Origin of the sequence: Ruania alba, assembly GCF_900105765.1 — a bacterium.
GTDB lineage: Bacteria > Actinomycetota > Actinomycetes > Actinomycetales > Beutenbergiaceae > Ruania > Ruania alba.
Map to the genome: position 1 here is coordinate 1,755,751 of NZ_FNTX01000002.1, position 24,346 is coordinate 1,780,096.

The following is a 24,346-nucleotide window of genomic DNA, read 5'->3' on the forward strand; positions in this document are numbered from 1 at the left end:
TCAGTTGGTCATCGGTCTGTGGTCAGTGTGCCTGTGCGTCCCGCGGGTGTCTCAGAACCGGCCGCCACCTCCTCGGGATCCGCCCCCACCGCCGAAGCCGCCGCCGAAACCGCGGGACCGGCTGCCGCCGAAACCGCCGCTGAACCCGCCGCCGAAGCCCCCACGACTGCCACGACCACCGAGCGCTCCACCGATGATGCCGCCGAGAATGAGGGAGCCCATGTCGAGACCGCCTCGGCGCCCGTAGCCACTGCCCCCGTACCCGAATCCGGACCGGTCGTAGGAGTCCGCCCGGGAGGACTCCCACCGCTGGACATCGGCGTGCGCCAGGTCGCGGGCCTGGGATGCCGCTGTCCATGCCTGGTTGAGTTGCCCGATGGTCTGCTGCGGCGCGCCCTGTGCCGCCCGGGCCTGGGCGAGGAGACTGGTGGCGTCCGCCAGGCGGGTGCGTGCGCGGGGTCCGACGGCGCCTCGATGGGTCTCGATGTAGGTGTTCACCGAGCGGACCAACTCCTCGGTGCGTTGCACCCCGGTCGGGATCTTCGCCGTGGCGCGTTGCTGCACCTCGACCTCCTGCCGGTGCGGGGCGAGGGCCTCGTCCAGGGCGTCCTCCGCGCTGGTGATCTCGGCCATGGCGGCGATCGGGTCACCGGTCTCGCGGGCGGTCTCGGCCTGCTCGATCGCGGCATTCGCACGGGGGAGCAGGCCCTGCACGGTCGAGTCGCGCGGAGCGAGCCGCTCCACATCGACCAGGTCGGCCCGGATCGAGGCCAGTGCCGGCTCCAGCTGGGTGCGGGCCTCGGCCAGCTGGAGGCTGCCGTGGTGCACCGAATCGATCAACGAGACCGCCTGACCGAGGGCGTCTTCGGCGGTGCGCGCGTAGGCCACCGCGTTCGCCCTGTCCTCCTCGGCGAGCTGCCCGCGACCGGCGCGCACCGCCTCCTGGGCCGCGGCGAGCAGTTGACGTGCCTGGTCGGGTGCCTTGGCGATCGACTCCAGGGCGGTGGCCGGGTAGGTGGCCCGGAGCTGGCTCAGCGCGTGCTCCGCCGGAGGGAGGGTGTCGCCGATCTCGGTGGCCCGTTGCTCGATCTCGTCCAGGTACGCCGGGGCCCGTTCTTGCATGTTGCGCAGGTGGTCGAATGCCTCGGCCTGCTCGTCGAGCGCGGCGTCGGCGTCCTCGCACAACCCGATGATCCGGGTGAGCCGGGAGCGGCACTCGGCCTCGCTCAGGGTGGTGTTCTCCAGGCTGTTCTGCACCCCGAAGGCGTCGCTGAGCTGCCGCTTCGCCCCGTCCACGGTGGTGCGGAACTCCTGGATGGCCTGCAGCCCGAACTGGGCCTCGGCGAAGGAGAGCTCCTGCTCGGAGCTGCGTACGGCGTCGTCCAAGGAGACCAGGGCCGATCCGGCACGCTGCTCGAGCTCCTCCAGCGAGAGCCCGGCGAGCCGCCCCTCGAGAGAGTCCGGCGCCGGTGGTGGGGTGGCGGGGCGGCCGCCGTGCCCGTGCTGCACCTGGCGCCCGGCACGGGCCGCGGCGCGCCGCCGGGATCGCAGAGCGGCGCGCACCACGAAGACGGCGATGATCACCACCACGCCGACCAGGAGCAGCACCCAGATGATGGATCCGGAGCCGCCAGTGGCTTCGGCGCGTAGCTCGTCGGCTGCCGTCACTCCTGCGGCGGTCCAGTCATCGGCGGCGAGATGGTCCTCCATGGCGGCTCCGATGTTCTCGAGCTGGGCATCACTGAGCGGGAAGGCGTCGGCGACCGACCAGGCGAAGGCGCGGTCGACCACCGCGACCGCGATCAGCACGTCGTTTACGCCCAGGTCGGACAGCTCGGCGCTCTCGGTCGCCCAGTCTTGTGCGGCCATCCCGTCGAAGGAGTCCACGTACACCACGAACAGGTCGTAGTCGGTCTCTTCGGCGAGCCGGTTCGTGGCCGCTTCGATCTCGGCCGAACCCCCGGCCAGCACACCGTCGCTCGTGCGATCCTCCACGTGACCTTCCACACGGAACGGGGCCTCGGCGAAGGTGGGGGCCGCCGTCAGGAATGTGCTCAGGGCGAGGGCAGTGGCCAGCCCGAGGCACGCGAGCAGGCGCGAGAGCATGCGGTTCACTCCTTGATCTTCGCTGCTCACGGGCCCTGGCGCAACGAGCATCGATGGGCAGCGCTCACCGCCCGCGTCGACGGCCGGGTGTGCCCTGGCCCACATCGCGATTTCCGGCTTCTCAGATTGCGGGACTATCTTGCACGCCGTGACCGAGACAAATTCCCCCACCCCGTTCGACGGCCCGGTGGTGACCGTGGTGCAGCACCAGGACGCGGTGCCCCTCGGCCGCCTCGCCGACACCTTGCCCGGTCTCCGGGTGCAGATCGTGCGCCCGGACGCCGGCGACGACCTCCCTGCCGCGGCCGACCTGGAGGCGCTGATCGTCCTGGGCGGAACGATGGCTGCCACCGATAGCGACACACACCCCTGGCTCCCTGCGGTCCGAGACCTGCTCGCGGACGCGGTCGACCAGGACGTGCCGACTCTGGCGATCTGCCTCGGTGCCCAGCTGCTGGCACTGGCCGGAGGTGGCCAGGTGGCGGTCGCCGCGCCGAGCGGACCCGAGCGCGGCGTGGTCGAGGTGCGGATGCGCCCGGACGCGGCGCAGGACCCCGTGCTCGGGCCCGTGATGGACGCCCTCGGCCGGGACGTCCCAGCGCCGTCGATGCACCATGACGCGGTCACCGTGCTGCCCAAGAGCGCCACCTGGCTGGCATCCTCGCTGCGGTACCCGTTTCAGGCGTTCCGGCTGCGCAACGCCCTCGGCGTGCAGTTCCACCCGGAGGCGGATGAGGACATCATGCGGCAGTGGGCCCGCTCCGAAGAACTCGATGCCGATGAGCTCGCCGCCGGGTACGCCCAGCACGGTGAAGCGCTCGCGATGCTCGCCAAGGAGCTCGGGGCGAGTTTTGCCGCGCAGGTGCGTCAGCGGGCGGCCTGATCTATCACGCTTCTCGTCGCGGTGGCGGGGCGGTGCTGAGACGCGGAGCTGATCTGCTCTCCGATGAGCAGTGGGTGCCCGCACGTCGTTGATGGCACATCTACGCGTTGCCCGCCGTGACTGGTGGGTGCGGGATGCGTGTGGCGCACTTCCCGCATGCCTCGCTGATCTCGATATCGAGTGTCGTGGTGGCCGAGTGGAGTTGGCCGTTTGATGCGCAGGTGTCGGCGGGGCGCGTCTTCGATGACGACCAGGAGGGCGCTTCGGCTGACGGCAACTGCTGGAGCGGGCCGGGCGCTGAAGTGCGGCGCAGGTGCGACCGGAGAGCACCCTGCTTGCCGCTTGCTCTCCGGTCGCACCTCGTGATCACACCACTGCGAGTCAGCCCTGCGCCCGCGGGGTTACCTCCACGGGCCAGTCGTTCTCTACCCCGGCCAGCACGTTGAAGTAGTTGGTCAACACGTTCAGCGCGATGTTGCCGACGACCTCGCCGATCTCGGCGTCGCTCACCCCGGCGGCCTTGGCCGTGGCGATCGCGTCCTGGCTCACGTGACCACGAGTCCGCAGGATCTCCTCCGAGAGCGTGAGCAGGGCAGCGGTGTGCGGATCGGCCGACTCAGCCTCACGAGCCGCCTCGAGCTCGGAATCGGGCAGCTTCGCTAGGTTGCTGCCGATGTAGGTGTGAGCCGACAGGCAGTAGCCGCACCCGTTGGCCTCGGCGGTGGCGATCGCGAGCTGTTCGCGGCTTGCCGCCGGGATCGTGCCCTTGCCCAGCGCGCCGGACAGGGCCAGGTAGCCACCGAGCAGTGCCGGACTGTTGGCCATCACCTTGGTCATGTTCGGCGTCGCGCCCAGTGCCTGCTGGACCTGATCGAGCAGATCCTTCGCAGCACCTGAGGCGGTTGTCGGGTCGATCGGGGCGAGCGGCGTAGTCATTGTGACCTCCTGAGGGGGATTTCTAATGGGTTGCTAGGTCCGCAACCGTTAGAACATAACCATCGCATCGGTTCGTGTCAAATGGTTAGAGCGACATCCATCCATTAGAAGTGGTAGGGTAGGGGCATGGCCAAGCCCCTGAGTGCTCCGTCCCCGATCCTGGGGCAGCACCTGCCTGTCGAGCTGATGAACACGGTCTGGACCAATCGGCAGGGCATCCATGACGCGCTCGCGTCTCCCGACGTCGCCCAGCGATGGATCGAGGCCATCAGGCCGCGCTTGGACCTGCCGACTGCGGACGATGCAGAAGTGCTGAGCCAGGACGCGCTGGTGCGTGTGCGTGCACTCCGCGACGGGCTGCGGCGAATCGCGGCCGAACGCACCGCAGACCCAAGAGAACAGCCCGTCTCTGCGATGGCCGACCTTGAAACAGCGGTTCAGGTCGTCAACGAGACCGCTCGCCTCGCCCACGTCTGGCCAACCCTCACGGTGAGCGCTGACGGCGGCATCACCGATGACCGCGAACCAGCGGGCGCCCGCGAGGACCTGCTTGTCGCCACTCTGGCTACCCAAGGAATCGAGCTCTTCAGCCGCAAGGCCGATCTGGACCTCCGTGCCTGCCTCGCCCCGGGGTGCGTGCTCTATTTCATCAAGGACCACCCCCGCCGCCAGTGGTGCTCCAACGCATGCGGCAACTGTGCCCGCGCGGCCCGCTACTACGCCCGGCATGGCCGCCCCAATCCGGAGCGAGGCGCGCCGGTACCACCCCCGTCCTCTTCGCCGGTGCACCCAACAGAGACGTGCCTCGAGCTCGCGCCGTCGTCAGTCACAGCGTCGAAGAACTGACCGCGCAGGACCCTACGGAGACAGTCATCCACCTCGCCATGAGGTGGGCAGGTGGGGGAGTCGGAGCCGAACAGTGTGCGTGGGCGTGCGGCGGGAGGGCTCGGTGCGGCGTGAAACCGTCCGGGTTACTTCCCCGACCCCAGCAGGTCCACCGCGTCCACGATCGTGTAGGCGTACCCCTGCTCGGCGAGGAACCGCTGCCGGTGCGCGGCGAAGTCCTGGTCCACGGTGTCCCGGGTGACGATCGCGTAGAAGTGCGCGGTCCGCCCGTCCGCCTTCGGCCGCATCACCCGGCCGAGCCGCTGCGCCTCCTCCTGCCGGGACCCGAATGACCCGGAGATCTGGATCGCCACCGCCGCCTCGGGCAGGTCGATGGAGAAGTTCGCCACCTTGCTCACCACCAGCGTGTGCAACTCCCCGGTGCGGAAGGCCTCGAACAGCCGTTGCCGCTCCGGCACGGTGGTGCTGCCGGTGATGACCGGTGCGTCCAGGGCCTCGCTGAGCTCGGTGAGTTGGTCGATGTACTGGCCGATGATCAGCGTCTGCTCCCCGGCGTGCTTCTTCAGCAGTTCCTTCACCACCGCTGTCTTCGCCGACGCCGTCGCTGCCAGCCGGTACCGGTCCTCCGGTTCGGCGATCGCATACGCCATCCGATCGGCGTGCGCCAGATCCAGTCGCACCTCGGTGCAGTCCGCCGGAGCGATGTAGCCCTGCGCCTCGATGTCCTTCCACGGGGCGTCGTAGCGTTTCGGCCCGATCAGGGAGAACACCTCGTCCTCGCGTCCGTCCTCGCGCACCAGCGTGGCGGTCAGGCCGAGACGCCGACGCGCCTGCAGGTCCGCCGTCATGCGGAAGATCGGTGCGGGCAGCAGGTGCACCTCGTCGTAGACGATGAGCCCCCAGTCGCGGGCGTCCAGCAGGTCCAGGTGCGGGTAGACACCCTTCCGCCGGGTGGTGAGCACCTGGTAGGTGGCGATCGTGACCGGCCGGATCTCCTTGCGGGAGCCGGAGTATTCGCCGATCTCCTCCGCCGTCAGGGAGGTGCGGCGCACCAGCTCGTCGCGCCATTGCCGGGCACTGACCGTGTTCGTCACCAGGATCAGGGTGGTGGTGCCGGACTGGGCCATCGCAGCGGCGCCGACGAGCGTCTTGCCCGCCCCGCACGGGAGCACGACGACGCCGCTTCCGCCGTGCCAGAACGTCTCCACCGCTTCCTCCTGGTAGGGGCGCAGCGACCAGTCACCGGTGTTGAGGGAGATCTCGTGCTTCTCACCGTCGACGTATCCGGCGAGGTCCTCGGCGGGCCAGCCGAGCTTCACGAGCACCTGCTTGAGGTGGCCGCGCTCGCTCGGGTGCACCACGACGGTGCTCTCGTCCAGCCGTTCACCCACCAGACCGGCGGTGCGCTTGGAGCGGAGCACCTCGGTGAGCACCGGCACGTCGAGCGCGTGCAACACCAGCCTGTGGGTGGGGTGCTCCATCAGCTGCAGCCGCCCGTACCGCGACATCGTCTCGGCGATGTCGACCAGCAGCGCGTGCGGCACCGGGTATCGGGAGTACTGGATGAGCGTGTCGACCACCTGCTCAGCGTCATGCCCGGCTGCGCGAGCGTTCCACAATCCCAGCGGGGTGAGCCGATAGGTGTGGATGTGCTCCGGAGCGCGTTCCAGCTCAGCGAACGGGGCGATGGCGCGCCGACACGCGCCGGCTTGCTCGTGGTCGACTTCAAGCAGCAGGGACTTGTCGGACTGGACGATGAGGGGGCCGTCTGGCATCAGAGCATTCTCTCACTGGTCGGCGAGCCTGCTGATCGGGGCACCGTGCACGCTCCACAGAGCCAACTGGCTCCCGGGACCGACTCAACCGGTATGCCCTCCGCACACCGTTACTGGAGGTAGGGCCTCGTCACGGCGAGTGAGGAGTGAGGCAGTGCTGCTCTGATCGGCACGGAGAGTCTGGAATGGATTAGACCGACTCTCGCTCCCGCAGCGTTGCCACCGAACCACCGGCGTGATAGTCCGCGGACATCGTCACCGTGATCGGGTCGCGCGAGGGATGCGGTCCGAGCCGAGCGAGCATGAGGTCTGCGGCGGTGCTCGCGATTTCGTCGATTCGTTGGGAGATGGTGTCGAGGGCGGGTGTGGTCAACCGAGCGAGGCTCGACATGTCGAACCCGATGAAGGACATATCTTGCGGAACCCGCAGGCCGGACTCGTTGAGGGCGATGAGTGCTCCGACGCTCAACAGGTCGGTGGCGCAGAAGACGGCCGTGGGCCGGTCCTCCAGCATCAGGAAGCGTTGCATCGCGGCACGGGCGCCCTCGACCGAGAGATCCGGTGCGGCGAGATACTCCTCCCGGACCGGCCGGCCGCGGAGCGCCAGCTGTGCCCGGACGCCTTCTCCGCGCGCGATCAGGGTCGGCGAGCCGTTCCCACCGATGTAGGCGATATCGCGATGGCCCCGGTCGATCAACTGCTGGATGGCCATCGCGCCGGCGTGTTGGTTGTCGAGAATGACTGCGTCGGCCTCGAGGCCTTCGACGATCCAGTCCATCATCACGATGGGCGTCCCCCGCGCGACGAGCTCCCGCAGACCTGGCGCTGCTCGCTCCGTCGGCACCGTGATGACGCCGTCGACCATCCGGCCGGCGAGTTCCCGGACCGCGTCCCCGACGCCTCCTTCCGCAGAATGGTCTGCGCAGATGAGCATGCTCACGCCCCGCTGACGCAGACGAAGCTCAATACCCGCGAGGATCGACAGGTAGAACGAGCTGTTCAGGTCGGGGAGCAGCACCCCCACCGTGCGCGAGCGGCCCGACCTCAGATTGCGCGCGATCGTGTTCGGCCGGAAGTCCAGTGTCGCCGCGGCCTCCTCGATCGCGCGCGCGTTCGCCGCGAGCACCGATCGCCCGTTGTAGTACTTCGAGATCGTGGCCAACGACAGCCCGGTGAGTCGCTGCAGGTCCTTGTATGTCGACACCTCGCCCCTCCAATCGTGTGGCCGCATGCAGCGCTCTGCGGTCGGTACAGGCTGGTGCGACCACCCTACAGAGCGAAACGTTACGCTCTGAGAATCTGGGTGACGAACCATCGCTTCACGACGACTCCTAGACAACTCATGGTCTGTCACCTATGGTCTACAACCATTGCAAATACGGTGATCTGAGCACCAGGACAGCCCATCGGCAATCTCGGCCCGGCGGTTCCTTGGATCTGCCGCCCGGGTCCGGACCATTCTTCGAAGAAGAGGATGAGATGAAACGATACGCACGAATCTCAGCAGCAGTTCTCGTGGGCACGCTGGGCCTGAGCGCCTGCTCCGGCGGGGACGACGACGATGTGACGACCTCCCTGACCTTCTCGATGTGGGCGGGGTCGACGCCGGAGACCGAGGCGCTGCAGACATTGATCGACCTCGTAGAGGAGGAGCACCCTGACCTCTCGATCGAGCTGCAGACGGCGCCGTTCAACGACTATTGGACTCGGCTGGCCGCCCAGGCCAGTGGTGGCACCGAGGCCTGCATCCTCGGTGTGCAGTCGCCGCGCACCAGCAGCATCAGCAGTCTGTTGCTGCCGCTGGAGGACTCGGCCCTCGACACCGCCGGGATCGACCTGTCCGAATTCGATGACGCGATCGTCGAAGGGACCCAGGTTGAGAACGTGCAGTACGCGGTGCCGTACGACGTCGGCCCTCTGGTGGTCTTCTACAACGCGGATGCCTTCGCTGCCGCGGACGTCGTCGAGCCGGCGAACGGTTGGACGGTCGAGGACTTCTCCTCCGCTGCGGCCGATCTGTCCGCCGACGACGGTCACGGCTTCGCGGTCACGCCGAACTACGACGTGACGAACGCCTGGTCGCTGACCCTCGGTGGCGAGCAGGGTGTCGCGGAGGATGGCTCTCTGCAGCTCGATGACCCCGCCCTCGTCGAGGCGGTCGAGTTCCTGCAGCAACTGATTGCGGACGGCCACGCGCCGCCTCTTGCTGCGACGAGCGACAACTACAACGCGCTCAACTCCTTCGTCTCCGGCGATGCAGCCATGGTGGTCGACGGTCCATGGCAGATTGCCTACGTGACCGAGCAGGTCTCGTTCGAGCTCGGTGTCGCCGTCATGCCAGCCGGGCCCCAGGGTTCGGCCACCCCGGTCGCCGGTTCCGGGTACGGTGTCAGCGCTTCGTGCGAATATCCGGAGGAGGCACTACGGGCCATCTCGGTGCTGACGGGTCCGGAGGCCCAGACGGTGCTCGCCGAGATGGGGCGAGCCTATCCGGCACGGATCGCTGAGCAGCCCGCCTACTTCCAGGGTGCGTTTCAGGTCGCTGAGGGCGCCCTGGCCGCGTCGAGCGAAGGCGGACAGGCTCTCCGCTCGACCGTGAACTTCACCCAGGTGAACTCGCTGTTCAACCAGTACGCGGTGAGTTCGTTCAACGGCGACATGACCGCCGAGGACTTCCTCGGGACCGTCCAGTCCCAGACCGAGGCGGGCGCACAGCAGTGACCTCCACATCGGCCGTGGGGACGACGCCGCCCCCTACGCGCCCTCGTCGTTCGCGGCGGCGCCGTGATGCCCGGACCGCTCTCGCCTTCCTGGCGCCGAGCGGTCTGGGGTTCGCGATGTTCACCCTCGGACCGATCGTCGCCTCCGTGGTGATCGCGTTCTTCGCGTGGCCGGTGATCGGGGAGCGAAGCTTCACGGGACTCACCAACTTCGTGACGATCTTCACCACCGACCCGATCTTCTGGCAGTCGGTGGGCAACACCCTGATCTTCGTCGCGTGGTACGTGCCGCTGAACTTCGTGCTCGCCCTTGGGCTGGCGGTGTGGATATCACCGCGAATCCGGGGCCGGGGCTTCTACCGCCTGATGTTCTTCCTACCCACCGTGACCCCGATCGTGGCGAACGCCTTGGTGTGGCGGCTGCTGCTGCAGCCCGACGGCATCGGTCACGAGATCGCCGCGCTGTTCGGAGTTGCCCAGTTCAACCCGCTCGGCAGTGAGTCGAGCGCGATGGCCGTGGTCGTGGCGATGTCGGTGTGGCAGGGGTTCGGCTACAACATGCTGGTGTTCTCGGCAGGGCTCGACGCTATCCCCGAGCAGCTGTACGAGGCTGCCGCGCTCGACGGCGCGACCGCCGTGCACAGGTTCATCCGGATCACCGTGCCGATGCTGTCCCCGTCGATCTTCTTCGCGACCGTGATGACGCTGATCACCGCTTTTCAAGTGTTCGCGCAGCCCTACGTGCTCACGGGCGGTGGACCAGGGGTGGCCACGACCACGGTCGTCATGTACCTCTACCAGCGCGGGTTCGAGCTCTTCGATCTGGGAACCGCCTCCGCCGTGGCGACGGTGCTCTTCCTGCTCATCGCCATGATCACGGCCGTGCAGTTCGTCGGCCAGCGCAAGTGGGTGCACTATGAGTGAGGCACACGTCCCGGTCGTAGTGGCGCATAGCAGACGGACGCCACGGGGTCGACGTGCACGAGCGGTGCTCTCCCAGACGCTGCTGACGATCGTCCTCGTCGTCTTCATGCTGCCGTTCATCTGGATGCTGGCGACGGCGCTGAAACCCGGCAGCGAGGTGTTCGCCTCACCGCCATCGCTGGTGGGCAGCGAGCTGCGGTGGCAGAACTTCGCGGAGGCATGGACGTTCGTGCCGTTCGGACGCTTCATGCTCAACGGCATCATCGTCTCGGTGCTGGGGACGCTGCTCGTGTGCGTGACGAGCGTGTTCGCGGCGTACTCGTTCGCCCGGTTGACGTTCCGTGGCCGAGGCGCGCTCTTCGCGCTCTACCTGGTCACCCTGCTGGTTCCCCAGGAGGTTCTCGTCATCCCGATGTTCATCCTCATGCAGGAGCTCGGTTGGCAGGACAGCTACCAGGCGTTGATCCTTCCGTGGGCCTTCACCGCCTTCGGAACCTTCCTGCTCCGGCAGTTCTTCCTGTCGGTGCCGCGGGAGCTGGAGGATGCCGCGTTGATCGACGGCGCCTCTCGCCTGCAGACGCTGCTGCGCATCATCACGCCGATCGCTCGGCCGGCGATCGCGGTGCTCGCCGTCTTCACGTTCATCACCTATTGGAACAGCTTCCTCTGGCCGCTCATCATCATCTCCAGCCAGGAGATGGCCACCGTTCCGATCGGGCTCAACAGTTTCTTGGGCCAGCAGGGAAATCAATGGCAATTGCTGATGGCGGCCGCCGCGATCTCGATGCTGCCTACCGCCGCGATCGTCATCCTCCTGCAGCGTCACCTGGTTCGAGGGATCGCGCTGTCCGGGCTCGGGGGGCGCTGACCCTCCACCGCAGGAACGACCCACGGCAGGGGGATTGACCGCTGCCGTGAGCACCCCACTCCATCCGACCGACGAAAGAGTCTCATGACCGACATCACCTGGACCGACTTGCAGCGGCCGCTGCCCGCCTGGTTCGCCCGCGCCAAGCTCGGGATCTTCATCCACTGGGGTGCCTACTCGGTCCCCGCATGGGCGGAGCCGATCGGCGCCCTTGGCGAGATCGCCGACGACGACACCTGGTTCGCGCACAACCCCTACGCGGAGTGGTACCTCAACACCATCCGCATCGACGGCAGCCCTGCCCAGCAGCATCAGGTCAGCGAGTACGGCGACGCCCCGTACGACGATTTCCTCGACCGTTGGACCGCGGACAAGTTCGACCCGGCCGACTGGGCGAGGCTGTTCGAACGTGTCGGCGCGGCCTACGTCGTCCCGACGACAAAGCACCACGACGGCATCGCGCTGTGGGACGCACCCGGGACCGGGGAGCGCAACACGGTCCATCGCGGACCGAGGCGCGACCTCGTCGGGGCGATCGCGGACGCCGTGCGTGCCGAGGGGCTCCGGTTCGGGGTCTACTACTCGGGAGGCCTGGACTGGTCGATCACAGACTTCCCGCCGCACCGCTCCGGCACCGATGTCCACTCGCTGCGCCCGCGCGACCTGGAGTACCACCGCTACGCGCTCGCGCACGTCCAGGATCTGATCGACCGATACCGCCCCGACGTGCTGTGGAACGACATCGAGTGGCCGGACGAGGGCAAATTCACCGGACCGGGCGGCCTGCATCAGCTCTTCGTCGACTACTTCGCCTCGAACCCCGACGGTGTGGTGAACGATCGCTGGGGTGACACGTACTACGACGTCGCCACCACCGAGTACTCGGCCATGAGCGAGAACGAGGCCAAGGAAGTGTGGGAGAACAACCGTGGCCTGGGCTGGTCGTTCGGGTACAACCGGCTCGAGACTGCGGAGCACTCGCTCGACGCAGCTGGTCTCGCCAAGCACTGGGTGGACGTCGTCTCCAAGGGCGGCCGGCTGCTGGTCAACGTCGGACCGACCGCGGAAGGGCTGATCCCTCCGATGCAGCGGGCATCCCTCGAGGGATTCGGCAGTTGGCGAGAGCCGTTTGCCGGGCCCGCCGAGGTGGTCGAGCGCATCCAGGCGCCCGCGGACGAGGGCACCGCATGGTCGCGGCAGTGGTGGACGCCGACCGAGCGCATCACCTTCGTCGACACCGTGGGTGACCACCTGCTCGACAGTGACGGCGTTGACGTCGAGCGCTCACGCGTCCTGTCGGGGGACACCACGGTCGAACAGACGGCCGACGGCACGGTGCTGCGGGTCAAAGGCCTGGCCGAGGGGCCTGCTGCCGTCGCGCTGGCCCGACGCTGACCTCCCGCCGCCGTCGCACGACCAGCGTGCGACGGCGGCGCCGAGTGTGACGCGGGCGCTGTAGTTGACCTCCGTTGAGATCGGTCAGTCCACTGGCTCGGCGCTACCCCTCTGCACCGGTCGCACCGCCACGATCCGGTGCGGGGCCACCGTGATCTCGGCGTCCCGGCGCACGTCCACCACCCGGACCCGTCCGTCGTCCACGGTCAATGGCCGCACCACCCGGGTCTGCGCCCCACCATGCGCCCCTGCCACCACCAGTTCCACCTCGGTGCCGGCCTTCGCCGCCAGGCGCAACGCCTCCAAGGTCTCCACGGGTGCAGCGTCCTGCGCGGCACGCTCGCTGAGCAGCCGCCGTGCACGGTCCTCCCCGCTGCGCATGTGCGCCACCACGTCGGCGACCGATGCACGGGGCTGGTCGTCTGCCGCGGCGGGCTGGGCAGCTCGCGCGGCGCGGGCACGCGGGCTGGGCACCGTGATCACCGACCCGTCCGGCCCTTCCAGCACCGGAGCGGCCCCGGCTTCCCGGAGCGTCTCGAGCAGCTCACTCGGGTCCGCCCGGGAAATGATCGCCGTGGGTGCGATCGAACGCAGGCCCAGCGTGGCGAGCCGGGGATCGGCCACCAGCGACGCCACGGTCGCCGGGTCGTCCACCCGCAGGTAGGACCGGGCCGACCCGACCCGCACCTGCCCGTGCGTACGCGCCGAATCCCGCACCAGGTATTCCAGCGGTTGGGGCAGGGGTGCCCGGGAGGCCGCGCGTAGCCGCTCCAGCAGGCCCTCAGCGCTCGTGCCTGCCTCGAGCGCCCGGCGCACGGACGCCGTCGTGAAGCGCACCGTGACGGCGGCCCCTCGGCTCTCCACCTCCGCCGCCTCCGCCAGGAGCGCGGCCAACGCTGGTCCTGGTCGTCCGGGGACGATTCCGGTCAGGTCGCCCTGCACGATCAGGTCCTCGACGGCGGGTGGCAGGGACGCGGCAAAGGCCGCACCGATGCGTGTGGTCGCCTCCCGCTCCCGCTGGGGAGAGCGTTCCGGCAGGATGGTTCCCGACGCGTCGGTCGGGCGTTCGAAGTCGATGCCGCCCTGGGCGTGCCCATGCTCGGTGAGCAGGGTACGCGCGGCGTCGGTCAGAGCGCCCGCGCCGGTCAACCCGAGGGCAGCCGCCTCGTCGAGAACCGCGGCCACCGCCGACTCCGGCGGGACCGAGCGGGCGCTGAACCAGGTGAGTCGGTCCCGCACCTGACCTGCTTCGGGCGCGCTGGCTGGTGGCCACGCGGCCAGAGTAGCGAGCACCCGACGGCGCAACGTGGGGGCCCAGGTTCGGTCCAGGTCTGGGCCCAGGGTGGCCCGCAGCGCTCCCTTGTCCGTTCGGGTGCCGGCCAGCCACGGTGCGCGGCGCCAGGTCAGCCACGCTTGGGACATCTCGGCCCATCGCGCCGAGATGTCGCTCGTGGGCCACAGGTCAGCCTCGGGCGTCGGAGCCCAGGACGAGCCGTCGTCGTCGTGCAGCCGGCCGATGAGGCCGAGCCGGGCAGCCAACTCCGCAGTGAACGTGGCCTCCGCAGCGGTCATCTGCGCCTGAGCGCTCAGCTGTCGGAGGTCCCGCACGGCGACGCCACCGGCGCGGAGTACGCGGGCAGGGTTGCGGCCCCACGCCTCGATCACTGCGCTCAGCCGGGCCAGCGTGTCCTCGGCGGTGCGCACCGACTCGGCAGCGACCGACTCCGGCCTCCGATAGGCGGTGTCCGGCAAGGGCGGGGAGAGAGGAAGCTCGCGGACCAGCCGTCCGCCGCGCGCCGCAATGCCGACCTCGCGGGGCAGAACGAGTTCGGTCCCGGTGCGACGGTGCAGCACGGGGGAGTCCAGCAGCCAGCGTGCCCCGGCGGGGATGTCATGCGCCACCGTCCCCACGGGCGGACCCCAGGTGAGGGCATCCAGCATTCGCCGAGCGCTCTCGGGAGCATCGGACATCACCGTGGTCAGCGCGCGGGCGGTCGTCGGCCAGCCCGCATCGGTTGCCACCCCGAGCTCGGCCAGAGTCGGCCCGAGCCCCAATGGCGACGGCCCGACCACGTCGGCGACCATCGGGACCGGCACCAGCGAACCGTCGACGTCGAGCAGCAGGGCGAGGTCCAGCAGAAGCCTCACGAGCGGGCCGACGGGCGCGCCGAGCGCGTGCTCGAGGTCCGCCGGTCGGCATCGCCGGCCTTGGTGCAACAACACCACCGCCTCCACGGCAGCCACCGTGGGCGCATCGAGGTCTGCGAGCGCGCGCGCCACGGAGCCTCGTGCTCCGGCACGGCTGGCCAGAGCGGTGATCGACGTCGGCGGAGGGGTAGCGAGATCGGGCCGGCGGCGCAGCAGCGACGCGAGCCGATCGTCGTCCCATTCCCGCAGGACCTCGGCGAGGTCGGGCGGGGGACTGGCAGCACCTGAGGGCATCCGCACCATCTTAGTGGTCCGGTGGATACCGGCTGCCCTCGCGAGCGGTGCAGCCAGTACGGACCGCGATGGCGAAAAGCGGTCGTGGGTGTGCCGCTGCGACCGGTAAACTTGAGCCTCATGGGTGCGCTCGGCGTACCCATGCGTTCGATCCCATCAAGAGTCAGGAAGATCCCCGTGCCTACCGGCAAGGTCAAGTACTACGACGCCGACCGCGGCTTCGGCTTCATCGCCGCCGACGACGGCCAAGAGGTATTCCTGCATGCCTCCGCGCTGCCCGCGGACGCCGCTGCCCCGCGCAAGGGGAGCAGGGTGGAGTTCGGCGTGGCAGACGGGCGGCGGGGGCCGCAGGCGCTCTCGGTGACGCTGCTGGACCCCGTGCCTTCGGTGGTGCGGGCGCGCCGTCGCCCTGCGGATGAGATGGCCACGATCGTGGAGGACCTCATCAAGTCGCTGGACCACGCGGGTGGCCGGCTGCGTTCGGGCCGATACCCGGAGAAGGCCGAAGCCGCCCGACTGGCCAAGGTGCTGCGTGCCGTGGCCGACGAGTTCGACGCGTGAGGCGGAGAGTATGACCACACCTACCTTCACCCCAGGCGCCGGCTCGACCGGCTCGACCCGCCGCGTGACGAAGGACGCCGTGCTCGAAGGAGCCGTCGAGCTGGCGCGGACCGCGCTCACCGAGACCGCTGACGGCGTGGGCGAGCACCTCGGGTTCGAGGTCGAGTCCGAACGACTCGGTATCCATTGGTTCGAGGCGACCATGCCCGGGTACCGCGGATGGCGCTGGTACGCGACCCTTTCCCGGGCGCCGAGGTCCCGCACCGCCACGGTCTGCGAGAGCGGTCTCCTCCCGGGCGAGGGAGCCATCCTGGCCCCGGCATGGCTTCCGTGGGCGGAACGACTCTCCCCGGGGGACCTCAGCCCCACCGATCGACTCCCGCACGTGGCCGACGATGAGCGCCTCGAGCGCGGCTATGTGGCCAGCGGAGACCCCGAGCAGGACCGGCTCGCGATCGTCGAGCTGGGCCTGGGCCGCGACCGTGTGATGAACGCCAAGGCCCTCGATGCTGCCGCATCGCGCTGGTACTCCGGGTCGCGTGGCCCCGAGTCCGCCGGCGCACGTGCCTCGGACGAGTCCTGCGCCGCCTGCGGCTTCGTGGTCCCGCTGGGCGGGTCCCTCGGTCAGCTCTTCGGCGTCTGCGCGAACGAGTGGTCGCCTGACGACGGCAAGGTGGTCTCCCTCGACCACGGCTGCGGTGCGCACTCCGAGACGGACGTCGCCCCGCAGGCGCACGAGTGGACGCAGAGCGATCTGGTCGTGGACGAGCAGGGCGTGGACGTCGTGACCACCGAGGGTGCGACGGACGATGCGTCAACTGGCGCGAGCGACGCCGACGCCGGGAGCGAGACCACGGCGGAGTAGTCCCCACCGGCGGCCGTGACAGTCGTTCGATACTCTGGTATGGCGCAGGGTCGACGGGGTCCGGCGCATCCGAGGAGAGGGACATGCCATGAAGTCGATTTCGATTCGCGCGCGCGGAGCCGTGGTGGCGGGCTTTGCAGCCGTCGCGCTACTGATCGGCGCACCTGCCGCGTCCGGTGTGGTCTCAGCCGGAACCGTGACCATTCTGGGTGGAGGGGACGGCGGTGACGAGGAACTCATCAGTACCCCGCCTCAGCAGTCCTCCGAGGGCGGCGGCGGTGACGAGGAGTTGATCAGCACTCCGCCCCAGCAGTCTGTCCAGGGCGGCGGCGACGAAGAACTCATCTGAGTCTTGACTGACCAGCCGGTGGCGCGAATCCGCGCCACCGGCTGACCCTTGTCCCTCGCGAGCCGGCAGAACACAGCCAGGAGGACCACCTCTGCATGAGCACACCTGCTGGTGACTCGTTGCGCCCTCTCCTTCGAGGTGTGTACCTCCCCGCACTACTGTTCAGCGTCGGTGTCGGCGCGATGACGCCGATGATCGCCGTCAGTGCGATCGGCTTGGGTGCGAGCCCAGCGACCGCGGCCCTGGTCGCAGCCCTGGTGCCGATCGGGCACATCCTCGCTGATGTCCCTGCCGGGGCCATCGCCGCACGATTCGGCGAGCGGCCAGCGATGATCGGATCCTCCCTCCTTGCGATGGCGGCGCTCGCCACGTGCGCCCTGGCGCCGAACCTGTGGGTTCTCGGGGTCGCTGTCACGGTGGTCGGGGCGACCGCTGCCGTGTATGGGCTCGCCCGCCAGACCTATCTCACCGAGGTCATCTCCCCGATGCGCCGGGCACGTGCCCTCGCCTCGCTCGGTGGGGTGGGTCGGATCGGGACGTTCTTGGGTCCGTTCCTGGGTGCAGCCCTGGTGCTGGGTCGTGGCGATGCCGGCCCGTCGTACTGGCTCGGCGCCGCCACCTCCTTGCTCTCGGCCGTGGTCGTCTGGTGGGCGGGACCGGCCGCGCGAGAACGCGTGTCACGGACTCAGCCGGTGCGGCCTGCGCGGGCACGGGTCTCCACGTGGTCGGTCTTTCGTGACCTGCGACCGGTCTTCACCACGCTGGGCATCGCGGTGATCCTCGTGGGTTCGATCCGCGGCGCGCGGCAGACCGTTCTCCCGCTGTGGACCGAGAGCCTCGGCTATGCACCGGCGACCACCAGCGTGGTGTTCGGTGTGGCCGGCGGGGTCGACATGCTGCTGTTCTACCCGGCCGGCAAGGTGATGGACCGGATGGGACGGTTGTGGATCGCGATCCCGTCCATGGCGGTTACCGCCGGTGCGATGGCGGTCTTGCCACTCACCGAAGGGCTCGTGGCGGTGAGCATCGTGGCCGTCGTGCTCGGCCTCGGCAACGGCATCGGTTCTGGAGTGCTGATGACACTCGGTGCAGATGCCGCACCCGAGCATGCCAGGGCCCAGTTCCTCGGCATCTGGCGGCTCTACGGTGATGCCGGCATGGCGGCCGGACCGTTGGTGGTCTCCGCCGGCGCAGCGCTCGGGTCGTTGGCCGCCGGGATCGGTGCCACCGGTGGGCTCGGCGTGCTCGCTGTGCTCGCACTGGCGCGCTGGGTGCCTCGGTGGAGCGTGCACGCAAACCGGACCACCCGCCGTCGGGCCGGCCTGCTGGAGTGACATCATCCGTCTGTCACGATGACGGTGTGGAACGTCGGATCGAAGTGGCTGCCTCCCGACTGCCCGGCTGGCTCACCCGGTTCAGCGACCAGCACCCCGGCACGGTGACTGACGCCGTCGGGAATGCGCTACGCCTGCAGGCCCCGGATGGTGCCACAGCGCGGATCACTGCCTGGCCGACGGAGCCTCCGGACCAGGTGGAGGCGATGCGGGACTGGGCTCGCGGCCCGCACGCTCTCTCGCTGATCCTGGTACGTCGCGGCGGCTGGACCGTGGGCGCGGCACGCGGGGACGAGCTGACCGCTCACCGCACCGGACGACGGTACGTGCAGTCCCGGACGGCGGCCGGCGGCTGGTCCCAGCAACGCTTCGCCCGCCGTCGGGGGAACCAGGCCGACGCCCTGGTACTGCATGTGGCCGAGGCGGCAGCGGCGCTGCTGCCGGAGCGCCCGGATGGGGTGGTCCTCGGTGGGGACCGGGCGCTGGCGACCGCTGTGCTGGACGAGCTTCCGACCCGCACCGGGCAGCGCGCTCTCCCGGAACTGCCGCGCCGCGAGTTGTACGACCTGCCGGACCCGCGCCTGGTGGTGCTGCGTACGGCGCTCGCCCGGGCACGCTCGGCTCAGATCCGCATCGACGATCCCACCCGTGGGTGATCAGCCGGCGCGCTCGAAGAGCGTCTCGTCCAGGATCCGTGCCACCCCCGCCAGGTTGGCGTCCGCCCCGAGCCGGGAGGGCTCGATCACCAACGCTCGCGTCATCATCGGGTGCGCACCTTCGTAGATCTGACTGCGGATCGCCGAGACGAACGGTTCGAGCGTAGCCAGCGCTCCGCCCAGGTACACCGCTCCCGGGTTGAAGAAGTTCACGACGGCGCACAGCACCTCTCCCAGGTGTCGTCCGGCCGTGCGCGCCAAGGTGGTGGCGACTGGGTCCGCGTCACGCACCAGGGCGAGGACGTCCGCTGTGGTCTCGACGGGGTATCCCTGGCCGGCGAGCAGGCCGGCCAGGGCCGCGCCTGAAGCGACTGTTTCCAGACAACCGCGGTTGCCGCACGAGCAGGGGGTCTCCCCGGCTGCGCTCACCCGGGTGTGCGTGATGTCGCCGGCCACGCCGCCGGCGCCCCGGTACACCTGGCCATCGACCACCACGCCCGCGCCGATCGCTGTGCCGGCCTTCACCGTCACCGAGTGCCGCACGGGGTGCGCGCGGTCGAAGTGCTCGCCGAGCGCCATCGCATTCGCATCGTTCTCCACCACGGCGGGTACGCCCATCGTCTCCTCGAGCAGCGCGCCGATGTCGTGCCCCTGCCACCCGGGCATCCGGGAGGGGCTCTCCACGGCGCGTCGGAGCACGTCGACCGGGCCTGGCAGGGCGATCCCGGTCCCGATGAGCCGGCCGTCGACGTGGGCCTCGGCGAGCAGTTGCTGCACGCCGTCCCCGACCGCCGCGAGCACGGCAGGAGCACCCTGGCGCAGGTCGACCGGCACCTCCCGGGTCGCGACGATCGTGCCACCACGACGGACCACCCCGAGGCGCGCGTGCCGTCCACCGAGGTCGATCACGCCCATGTGCTCGTCACCGTCGACGAGGCGCAGCTCCCGCGGTTTGCGACCCCCGCTGGACTCGCGTGCCTCACCCTCTTCGATCAGACCGGCGTTGATCAGCGCCTGCACGTGCTGAGAGACGGTGGACGGTGAGCTGCCGAGAGCGTCGGCCAGATCGCCGCGGCTCCGGGCGCGCCCGGAGCCGATCAGCATCAGGATCCGGTCCCGGGTGGACGCGGTAGCCGCAGGGCGGGCCATGGACGCTCCTTACATCGCTGATGGTGCTGCGTCCATTCTGCCACTTCTTGCGGAATAGAAGTAACTTTGTTGTGACACTTTCTACCTGGACAGAAAGAAGATCGTCCGGATACCGTATGAAGTGCGAGCGGCACCGACGCCCTCAGACGTCTCATCGGGCAAGGAGCAACGAGATGACCCACCCGCACGACTGGTTCACCCACGACCGGTTCGGCCTCTTCATCCACTTCGGGCTGTACAGCACCTTGGGTCGGCACGAGTGGGTGATGACGCACGAGCGCACCGCACCGGAGGACTACGAGAAGAACGCCGAGTTCTTCGACCCCGACCAGTTCGACGCTGCTGAGGTGGCGCGCGCGGCGAAGCAGGCCGGGATGCGCTACGCGGTGCTCACCGCCAAGCACCACGAGGGCTTCGCGATGTTCGACACCGCGCTCTCGGACTACAGCTCGGTCACCGCATTCGGCCGGGACATCGTGCGCGAGTACGTCGAGGCGTTCCGGGCCGAGGGTTTGCGCGTGGGCCTGTACTTCTCCCTCATCGACTGGCACCACCCGGACTTCACGATCGACTACCACCACCCGTTGCGCGACCGCGAGGACGCCAGCGCGCTCAACGAGGGGCGCGACATGGCGCGCTACCGCGAGTACCTGCACGGTCAGGTCCGCGAGCTGCTCACCAACTACGGGCAGATCGACTACCTGTTCTACGACTTCACCTACGTCGACGACCGCGACGGCTGGGCGGGCAAGGGTCCGCAGGACTGGGACTCCGAAGGGCTCCTCGCGATGACCCGCGAGCTGCAGCCGGACATCATCGTCAACGACCGCCTGTGGATCCCCGGTGATCTGGTCACTCCTGAGCAGTACCAGCCGGACGAGCCCATGATCGTTGATGGCGCCGAAGTGATGTGGGAAGCCTGCCAGACCCTGAACGGCGCCTGGGGCTACGACCGGGACAACCTCGACATCAAGTCCCCGGACCTGTTGCTGCGGATGCTGGTGGACACCGTCTCCAAGAACGGGAACCTGCTGCTCAACATCGGCCCTGACGGCCGCGGAGCGGTCGCCCCCCGCGACGAGACGTCGCTGACGGCCATCGGGGAGTGGATGCGGCTGCACTCCCAGTCCGTGATCGGCGCCGGTGCTGCAGCCTACGACGCACCATCGGGAACCGTCCTGACCCGACGGGAGAACCGCCTCTACCTGCACCTGCTGGTGTGGCCGTTCGGACACGTCCACCTGCGCGACCTGGCCGACAAGGTGAAGTTCGCGCGGCTGCTGCACGACGGGTCGCAGATCCGTACCAGCCAGAGCGCACCGGACCAGCAGGCATGGAACACCGAACCCGGCGGGCAGCCCGCCGGCACCCTGACCCTTCACCTGCCCACCGTCCGGCCCGAGGTAGCGATCCCCGTGATCGAGCTCTTCCTCGCCCCGGACGCATGAAAATCCCCCGAGAGATTGGACGAACAATGAAGATCACCAGGTCTCTTGCGGCCCTGACGGCCGCTGGAAGTGCAGTAGCGCTCGCCGCGTGCGGGACGCCGTCGGGAAGTAGCGGAGGATCAGGCGGTGACGGCGACAGTGCCACCACCTCGATCGTGTGGGACATGTGGGCCGGCAGCGAGGACGACATCGCTGACCTCGAGGCGCAGCTCGCGATCGCTCAAGAGGAGAACCCTGACCTGGACATCAGCCTCCAGCACGCCCCGTGGAACGACTACTTCACCAAGCTCACCACCAACCTCGCCTCCGGCAACGTCGCCTGCGTGACGTCGATGAACGGCCAGCGTCTGTCCGGATACCACGAGGCGTTCCTGCCGCTCGGTGAGGAGGAGTTGGAGATCGCCGGGATCGACCCGGCCGACTTCACCGACGGCGCGCTCGACATCATGAGCTACGACGGCACCCTCTACGGCATGCCCTACGACGCGGCAGCGATGCTCGTCTTCTACAACAAGGACCGGTTCGCTGAGGCTGGCCTCGACGAACCGCAGGCAGGGTGGACGTTCGACGATTTCGATGCCGCGCTCGAGGGGCTGGGTGCCGATGGCACCGCCTTCGGGATGGGGATGGGCGAGTTCCAGTGGATGGCCCTGCCGATCGCCCGCGCCGGCGTGCAGCCGGTGGACGAATCGGGTGCGCTCGACCTGACCAACCCGGCCTTCGTCGACGCGTCCGAGTGGTACGCGAGCATCGCCGCCGACGGGTACGGCTCCATTCCGCCGTCTGCCTCGGACACCGGCTGGGGCGAGCAGGAGTACCAGGCCGGGAACGTCGCGATGGCGGTGGACGGCACCTGGAACGCGGTGAGTTACCTCAACAACGAGGCGGGATTCTCCGCCGGCATGGTGGACATGCCCAGTCAGGACGGTGAGCGCCTCGGCCTCGTGCTCGGCTCCGGCTACGGCATCTCCGCCGACTGTGAGAACCCGGAGGAGGCCCTGCGGGTGCTCGGTTCCCTCGTGGGGGAGACCGCCCAGGACCAGATCGCCTCGTCCGGGCGCAGCTACCCGGCCCGGGTCGACTCCCAGCCGCTGTACTTCGAATCCCTCGACGAGGCCGTGCGGGATGAGGTGCGGGCCGCATTCGAGGCGGTGTTCACCGGGCTCGAGGGGCAGCGCTCCACCGATGATTGGGCGCAGGTGAACGAGGCGCTCCAGCCGAACCTGGTGACCGTGTACACCGGGCAGTCGACCATCGCCGACGTGCTCGAGCAGACGCAGCAGCAGTTCGGCGAGTGAGCCATGACCGCCACTTCTGTACCCGAAGCGCCGCTGGGGCAGCGTAGTCGGAGCAGGTTGCGGCGGATCGAGTCCCGTCAGGCGCTGGGGTTCATCTCCCCGGCCCTGGCGGGCTTGAGCCTGTTCACGATCGCGCCGGTGCTCCTCTCGATCGTGATGAGCCTGTACGACTGGCCTGCCTGGGGCACGCGCTCCTTCGTGGGGCTGGGCAACTATGCGGACCTGTTCACCAGCCACCCGGACTTCCTGCCGGCGCTACGCAACACCGCGATCTTCACCCTCGGGTTCGTGCCGCTGAATCTCGTGGTCTCGCTCACCCTGGCGCTGCTGCTCGGTCCGAGGATCAAGGGCCGGGCTGCGTTCCGGGTGCTGTTCTTCATCCCCGTCGTCACCCCGATGGTGGCGAACGTGCTGGTGTGGAAGATGCTGCTGCAGCCGAACGGGCTCTTCAACGGGCTCAGCACCGCGTGGTTCGGCATCGAGTTGCCCAGCTTCCTGAATCACCCGCAGTGGGCGATGGTGATGGTGATTGTGATGTCGGTGTGGCAGGGCATGGGCTACAACATGCTGATCTTCTGCGCCGCCCTGGAACAGCTCCCGGAACCGGTGCTCGAGGCAGCCCGGATCGACGGTGCGAAGGGTTGGCGCATGCTCACCCGGATCATGCTGCCGCTGCTGTCCCCGGCGATCTTCTTCACCACGGTGATGACGATGATCACCTCCCTCCAGGTGTTTGCACAGCCGCAACTGCTCACCGGAGGAGGTCCAGGAAACGCCACGCTTCCCATCGTGATGTTCATCTACAACCAAGGGTTCATCTTCCAGAAGATGGGCTTGGCCGCGGCCGCCGCATGGATCCTTTTCGCCATCATCATCGCGATCACGGCGCTGCAGTTCAAGGCCCAACGAAAGTGGGTGCACTATGAAGTCTGAGACCGCCACCGCAGCACCAACGAGGGCCAGACAGGTCACTCCAGGCGGAATCATCGCGCACGTGTGCGTGGTCCTGGCTGCAGCCGTATTCGCGGTTCCATTGGTCTACGCCGTGTTTTCTGCGCTGAAGCCGAATGACCAGATCTTCTCCGTGCCACCGACGCTCATCGGTGACGAGGTGCGCTGGAGCAACTTTGTCGAAGTCTTCCAGTTCGGCCCCTTCTGGACCTACATCGGCAACTCGTTCTTCGTGGCCATCGCCGGCACGATCTTGGTGGTCGTCGTCTCCAGCACCTCGGGTTATGCCTTCGGGCGACTGCGGTGGCGGGGCAGGGATGTGGTCTTTCTGCTCTTCCTGGCCACCTTGATGGTGCCGCAGGAGGTGGTGGTGGTACCGATGTTCCAGCTCATGCAGTGGCTCGGCTGGGTGAACACCCCACAGTCACTGATCCTGCCGTTCGCGTTCACGGCGTTCGGCACGTTCTTACTGCGTCAGTTCATGCGAGGAATCCCCTATGAGCTCGAGGAAGCAGCCCGAGTCGATGGCGCGGGAGCCGTGCGCACATTCCTGACGATCATCGTGCCGCTGTCCCGTTCAGCGATGGCCGTGCTGACGGTGTTCACCTTCATCTCGTTCTGGAACAGTTACCTGTGGCCCCTGATCGTGGTGAACGACTACGGGTACCTCGGCACCCTCCCGATCGGTCTCGCCACCTTCGCCGGACAGTTCGGTACGCGCTGGGATCTGCAGATGGCTGCGTCGGTGATCTCAATGGTGCCGACCGCGCTCATCGTAATCCTGCTGCAGAAGCACCTGGTCAAGGGCATTGCGACGGCGGGGATCGCCGGTCGATGAGA

The 24,346-nt window shown here is 68.6% G+C and carries 21 protein-coding genes; 15 read left to right on the forward strand and 6 right to left on the reverse strand.

Features of this window, described 5'->3' with window-relative positions; genetic code table 11:
• Window positions 1-51 precede the first annotated feature (51 nt).
• Window positions 52-2,106 (reverse strand): TPM domain-containing protein, encoded by a 2,055-nt coding sequence (locus BLU77_RS18275; protein WP_175477208.1) that lies wholly within the window; start codon window positions 2,104-2,106, stop codon window positions 52-54.
• Window positions 2,107-2,254: 148 nt separating this feature from the next.
• Between BLU77_RS18275 and BLU77_RS18280 the strand changes: the two genes are divergently transcribed.
• Window positions 2,255-2,989: a type 1 glutamine amidotransferase gene (locus BLU77_RS18280; protein WP_245708936.1), complete on the forward strand. Its 735-nt coding sequence runs from the start codon at window positions 2,255-2,257 to the stop codon at window positions 2,987-2,989.
• A 381-nt stretch (window positions 2,990-3,370) separates the two neighbouring features.
• Here the strand turns inward: BLU77_RS18280 and BLU77_RS18285 are convergent, their stop codons facing one another.
• Window positions 3,371-3,925, reverse strand: coding sequence for a carboxymuconolactone decarboxylase family protein (locus tag BLU77_RS18285; RefSeq protein ID WP_089774484.1), 555 nt, complete (start codon window positions 3,923-3,925; stop codon window positions 3,371-3,373).
• Between the two features lie 126 nt (window positions 3,926-4,051).
• Here BLU77_RS18285 and BLU77_RS18290 point away from each other — a divergent pair, with 126 nt between their 5' ends.
• Window positions 4,052-4,771 carry a CGNR zinc finger domain-containing protein gene (locus BLU77_RS18290; RefSeq protein WP_089774486.1) on the forward strand — a complete coding sequence of 240 codons (720 nt, stop codon included), beginning with the start codon at window positions 4,052-4,054 and terminating at the stop codon, window positions 4,769-4,771.
• 125 nt (window positions 4,772-4,896) lie between these two features.
• Here BLU77_RS18290 and BLU77_RS18295 read toward each other — a convergent pair whose 3' ends face one another.
• Both BLU77_RS18295 and BLU77_RS18300 read right to left on the reverse strand, forming a co-directional pair.
• Window positions 4,897-6,546, reverse strand: a complete 1,650-nt coding sequence (locus tag BLU77_RS18295; RefSeq protein WP_089774488.1) for a DNA repair helicase XPB — start codon at window positions 6,544-6,546, stop codon at window positions 4,897-4,899.
• A gap of 190 nt (window positions 6,547-6,736) precedes the next feature.
• Window positions 6,737-7,750 carry a LacI family DNA-binding transcriptional regulator gene (locus BLU77_RS18300; protein ID WP_175477209.1) on the reverse strand — a complete coding sequence of 338 codons (1,014 nt, stop codon included), beginning with the start codon at window positions 7,748-7,750 and terminating at the stop codon, window positions 6,737-6,739.
• A 275-nt stretch (window positions 7,751-8,025) separates the two neighbouring features.
• Between BLU77_RS18300 and BLU77_RS18305 the strand changes: the two genes are divergently transcribed.
• From BLU77_RS18305 to BLU77_RS18320, 4 genes are all read left to right on the forward strand, one after another.
• Window positions 8,026-9,267, forward strand: coding sequence for an ABC transporter substrate-binding protein (locus BLU77_RS18305; RefSeq protein ID WP_175477210.1), 1,242 nt, complete (start codon window positions 8,026-8,028; stop codon window positions 9,265-9,267).
• Between the two features lie 116 nt (window positions 9,268-9,383).
• Window positions 9,384-10,190, forward strand: a complete 807-nt coding sequence (locus tag BLU77_RS18310) for a carbohydrate ABC transporter permease (RefSeq protein ID WP_089774493.1) — start codon at window positions 9,384-9,386, stop codon at window positions 10,188-10,190.
• 64 nt (window positions 10,191-10,254) lie between these two features.
• Window positions 10,255-11,058 (forward strand): carbohydrate ABC transporter permease, encoded by an 804-nt coding sequence (locus tag BLU77_RS18315; protein ID WP_245708937.1) that lies wholly within the window; start codon window positions 10,255-10,257, stop codon window positions 11,056-11,058.
• An 84-nt stretch (window positions 11,059-11,142) separates the two neighbouring features.
• Complete coding sequence (locus BLU77_RS18320; RefSeq protein ID WP_089774496.1) at window positions 11,143-12,453, forward strand: alpha-L-fucosidase; 1,311 nt, start codon at window positions 11,143-11,145, stop codon at window positions 12,451-12,453.
• Window positions 12,454-12,537: 84 nt separating this feature from the next.
• On the opposite strand, the gene BLU77_RS18325 is transcribed toward BLU77_RS18320, so the two are convergent.
• On the reverse strand, window positions 12,538-14,895 hold the full coding sequence (locus tag BLU77_RS18325; RefSeq protein ID WP_175477211.1) for a helicase-associated domain-containing protein: 2,358 nt from the start codon (window positions 14,893-14,895) through the stop codon (window positions 12,538-12,540).
• Window positions 14,896-15,072: 177 nt separating this feature from the next.
• Between BLU77_RS18325 and BLU77_RS18330 the strand changes: the two genes are divergently transcribed.
• The 5 genes from BLU77_RS18330 (at window position 15,073) to BLU77_RS18350 (ending at window position 18,660) form a co-directional block, all read left to right on the forward strand.
• Complete coding sequence (locus tag BLU77_RS18330; RefSeq protein ID WP_089774500.1) at window positions 15,073-15,456, forward strand: cold-shock protein; 384 nt, start codon at window positions 15,073-15,075, stop codon at window positions 15,454-15,456.
• 10 nt (window positions 15,457-15,466) lie between these two features.
• Window positions 15,467-16,321 carry a DUF3027 domain-containing protein gene (locus tag BLU77_RS18335; RefSeq protein ID WP_089774502.1) on the forward strand — a complete coding sequence of 285 codons (855 nt, stop codon included), beginning with the start codon at window positions 15,467-15,469 and terminating at the stop codon, window positions 16,319-16,321.
• A gap of 88 nt (window positions 16,322-16,409) precedes the next feature.
• Window positions 16,410-16,670 (forward strand): hypothetical protein, encoded by a 261-nt coding sequence (locus BLU77_RS18340; protein ID WP_089774504.1) that lies wholly within the window; start codon window positions 16,410-16,412, stop codon window positions 16,668-16,670.
• Between the two features lie 95 nt (window positions 16,671-16,765).
• Window positions 16,766-18,004 (forward strand): MFS transporter, encoded by a 1,239-nt coding sequence (locus BLU77_RS18345; protein ID WP_089774505.1) that lies wholly within the window; start codon window positions 16,766-16,768, stop codon window positions 18,002-18,004.
• 26 nt (window positions 18,005-18,030) lie between these two features.
• Complete coding sequence (locus tag BLU77_RS18350) at window positions 18,031-18,660, forward strand: acVLRF1 family peptidyl-tRNA hydrolase (RefSeq protein ID WP_089774507.1); 630 nt, start codon at window positions 18,031-18,033, stop codon at window positions 18,658-18,660.
• On the opposite strand, the gene BLU77_RS18355 is transcribed toward BLU77_RS18350, so the two are convergent.
• Window positions 18,661-19,809 carry an ROK family transcriptional regulator gene (locus tag BLU77_RS18355; RefSeq protein ID WP_089774509.1) on the reverse strand — a complete coding sequence of 383 codons (1,149 nt, stop codon included), beginning with the start codon at window positions 19,807-19,809 and terminating at the stop codon, window positions 18,661-18,663.
• Between the two features lie 116 nt (window positions 19,810-19,925).
• Here BLU77_RS18355 and BLU77_RS18360 point away from each other — a divergent pair, with 116 nt between their 5' ends.
• The 4 genes from BLU77_RS18360 to BLU77_RS18375 are packed head-to-tail and all read left to right on the forward strand — an operon-like array spanning window position 19,926 to window position 24,344.
• Window positions 19,926-21,257 carry an alpha-L-fucosidase gene (locus tag BLU77_RS18360; protein ID WP_089774511.1) on the forward strand — a complete coding sequence of 444 codons (1,332 nt, stop codon included), beginning with the start codon at window positions 19,926-19,928 and terminating at the stop codon, window positions 21,255-21,257.
• A 26-nt stretch (window positions 21,258-21,283) separates the two neighbouring features.
• Window positions 21,284-22,555 carry an ABC transporter substrate-binding protein gene (locus BLU77_RS18365; protein ID WP_089774513.1) on the forward strand — a complete coding sequence of 424 codons (1,272 nt, stop codon included), beginning with the start codon at window positions 21,284-21,286 and terminating at the stop codon, window positions 22,553-22,555.
• A gap of 3 nt (window positions 22,556-22,558) precedes the next feature.
• A complete protein-coding gene (locus BLU77_RS18370) occupies window positions 22,559-23,488 on the forward strand; it encodes a carbohydrate ABC transporter permease (RefSeq protein WP_089774515.1) in 930 nt (309 codons plus the stop codon).
• A complete protein-coding gene (locus tag BLU77_RS18375) occupies window positions 23,478-24,344 on the forward strand; it encodes a carbohydrate ABC transporter permease (RefSeq protein WP_089774517.1) in 867 nt (288 codons plus the stop codon). Before BLU77_RS18370 ends, BLU77_RS18375 begins: the two co-directional genes overlap by 11 nt.
• Window positions 24,345-24,346 lie beyond the last annotated feature (2 nt).

What these genes read in the sequence shown, in the direction of transcription:
- BLU77_RS18305 (WP_175477210.1), top strand. Translation starts at nt 8,026, where the DNA reads ATGAAACGATACGCACGAATCTCAGCAGCAGTTCTCGTGGGCACGCTG.
- BLU77_RS18325 (WP_175477211.1), bottom strand. Translation starts at nt 14,895, where the DNA reads ATGCCCTCAGGTGCTGCCAGTCCCCCGCCCGACCTCGCCGAGGTCCTG.
- BLU77_RS18320 (WP_089774496.1), top strand. Translation starts at nt 11,143, where the DNA reads ATGACCGACATCACCTGGACCGACTTGCAGCGGCCGCTGCCCGCCTGG.
- BLU77_RS18310 (WP_089774493.1), top strand. Translation starts at nt 9,384, where the DNA reads ATGTTCACCCTCGGACCGATCGTCGCCTCCGTGGTGATCGCGTTCTTC.
- BLU77_RS18370 (WP_089774515.1), top strand. Translation starts at nt 22,559, where the DNA reads ATGACCGCCACTTCTGTACCCGAAGCGCCGCTGGGGCAGCGTAGTCGG.
- BLU77_RS18285 (WP_089774484.1), bottom strand. Translation starts at nt 3,925, where the DNA reads ATGACTACGCCGCTCGCCCCGATCGACCCGACAACCGCCTCAGGTGCT.
- BLU77_RS18335 (WP_089774502.1), top strand. Translation starts at nt 15,467, where the DNA reads ATGACCACACCTACCTTCACCCCAGGCGCCGGCTCGACCGGCTCGACC.
- BLU77_RS18360 (WP_089774511.1), top strand. Translation starts at nt 19,926, where the DNA reads ATGAAGTGCGAGCGGCACCGACGCCCTCAGACGTCTCATCGGGCAAGG.
- BLU77_RS18275 (WP_175477208.1), bottom strand. Translation starts at nt 2,106, where the DNA reads ATGCTCTCGCGCCTGCTCGCGTGCCTCGGGCTGGCCACTGCCCTCGCC.
- BLU77_RS18345 (WP_089774505.1), top strand. Translation starts at nt 16,766, where the DNA reads ATGAGCACACCTGCTGGTGACTCGTTGCGCCCTCTCCTTCGAGGTGTG.
- BLU77_RS18375 (WP_089774517.1), top strand. Translation starts at nt 23,478, where the DNA reads ATGAAGTCTGAGACCGCCACCGCAGCACCAACGAGGGCCAGACAGGTC.
- BLU77_RS18295 (WP_089774488.1), bottom strand. Translation starts at nt 6,546, where the DNA reads ATGCCAGACGGCCCCCTCATCGTCCAGTCCGACAAGTCCCTGCTGCTT.
- BLU77_RS18355 (WP_089774509.1), bottom strand. Translation starts at nt 19,809, where the DNA reads ATGGCCCGCCCTGCGGCTACCGCGTCCACCCGGGACCGGATCCTGATG.
- BLU77_RS18290 (WP_089774486.1), top strand. Translation starts at nt 4,052, where the DNA reads ATGGCCAAGCCCCTGAGTGCTCCGTCCCCGATCCTGGGGCAGCACCTG.
- BLU77_RS18340 (WP_089774504.1), top strand. Translation starts at nt 16,410, where the DNA reads ATGAAGTCGATTTCGATTCGCGCGCGCGGAGCCGTGGTGGCGGGCTTT.
- BLU77_RS18365 (WP_089774513.1), top strand. Translation starts at nt 21,284, where the DNA reads ATGAAGATCACCAGGTCTCTTGCGGCCCTGACGGCCGCTGGAAGTGCA.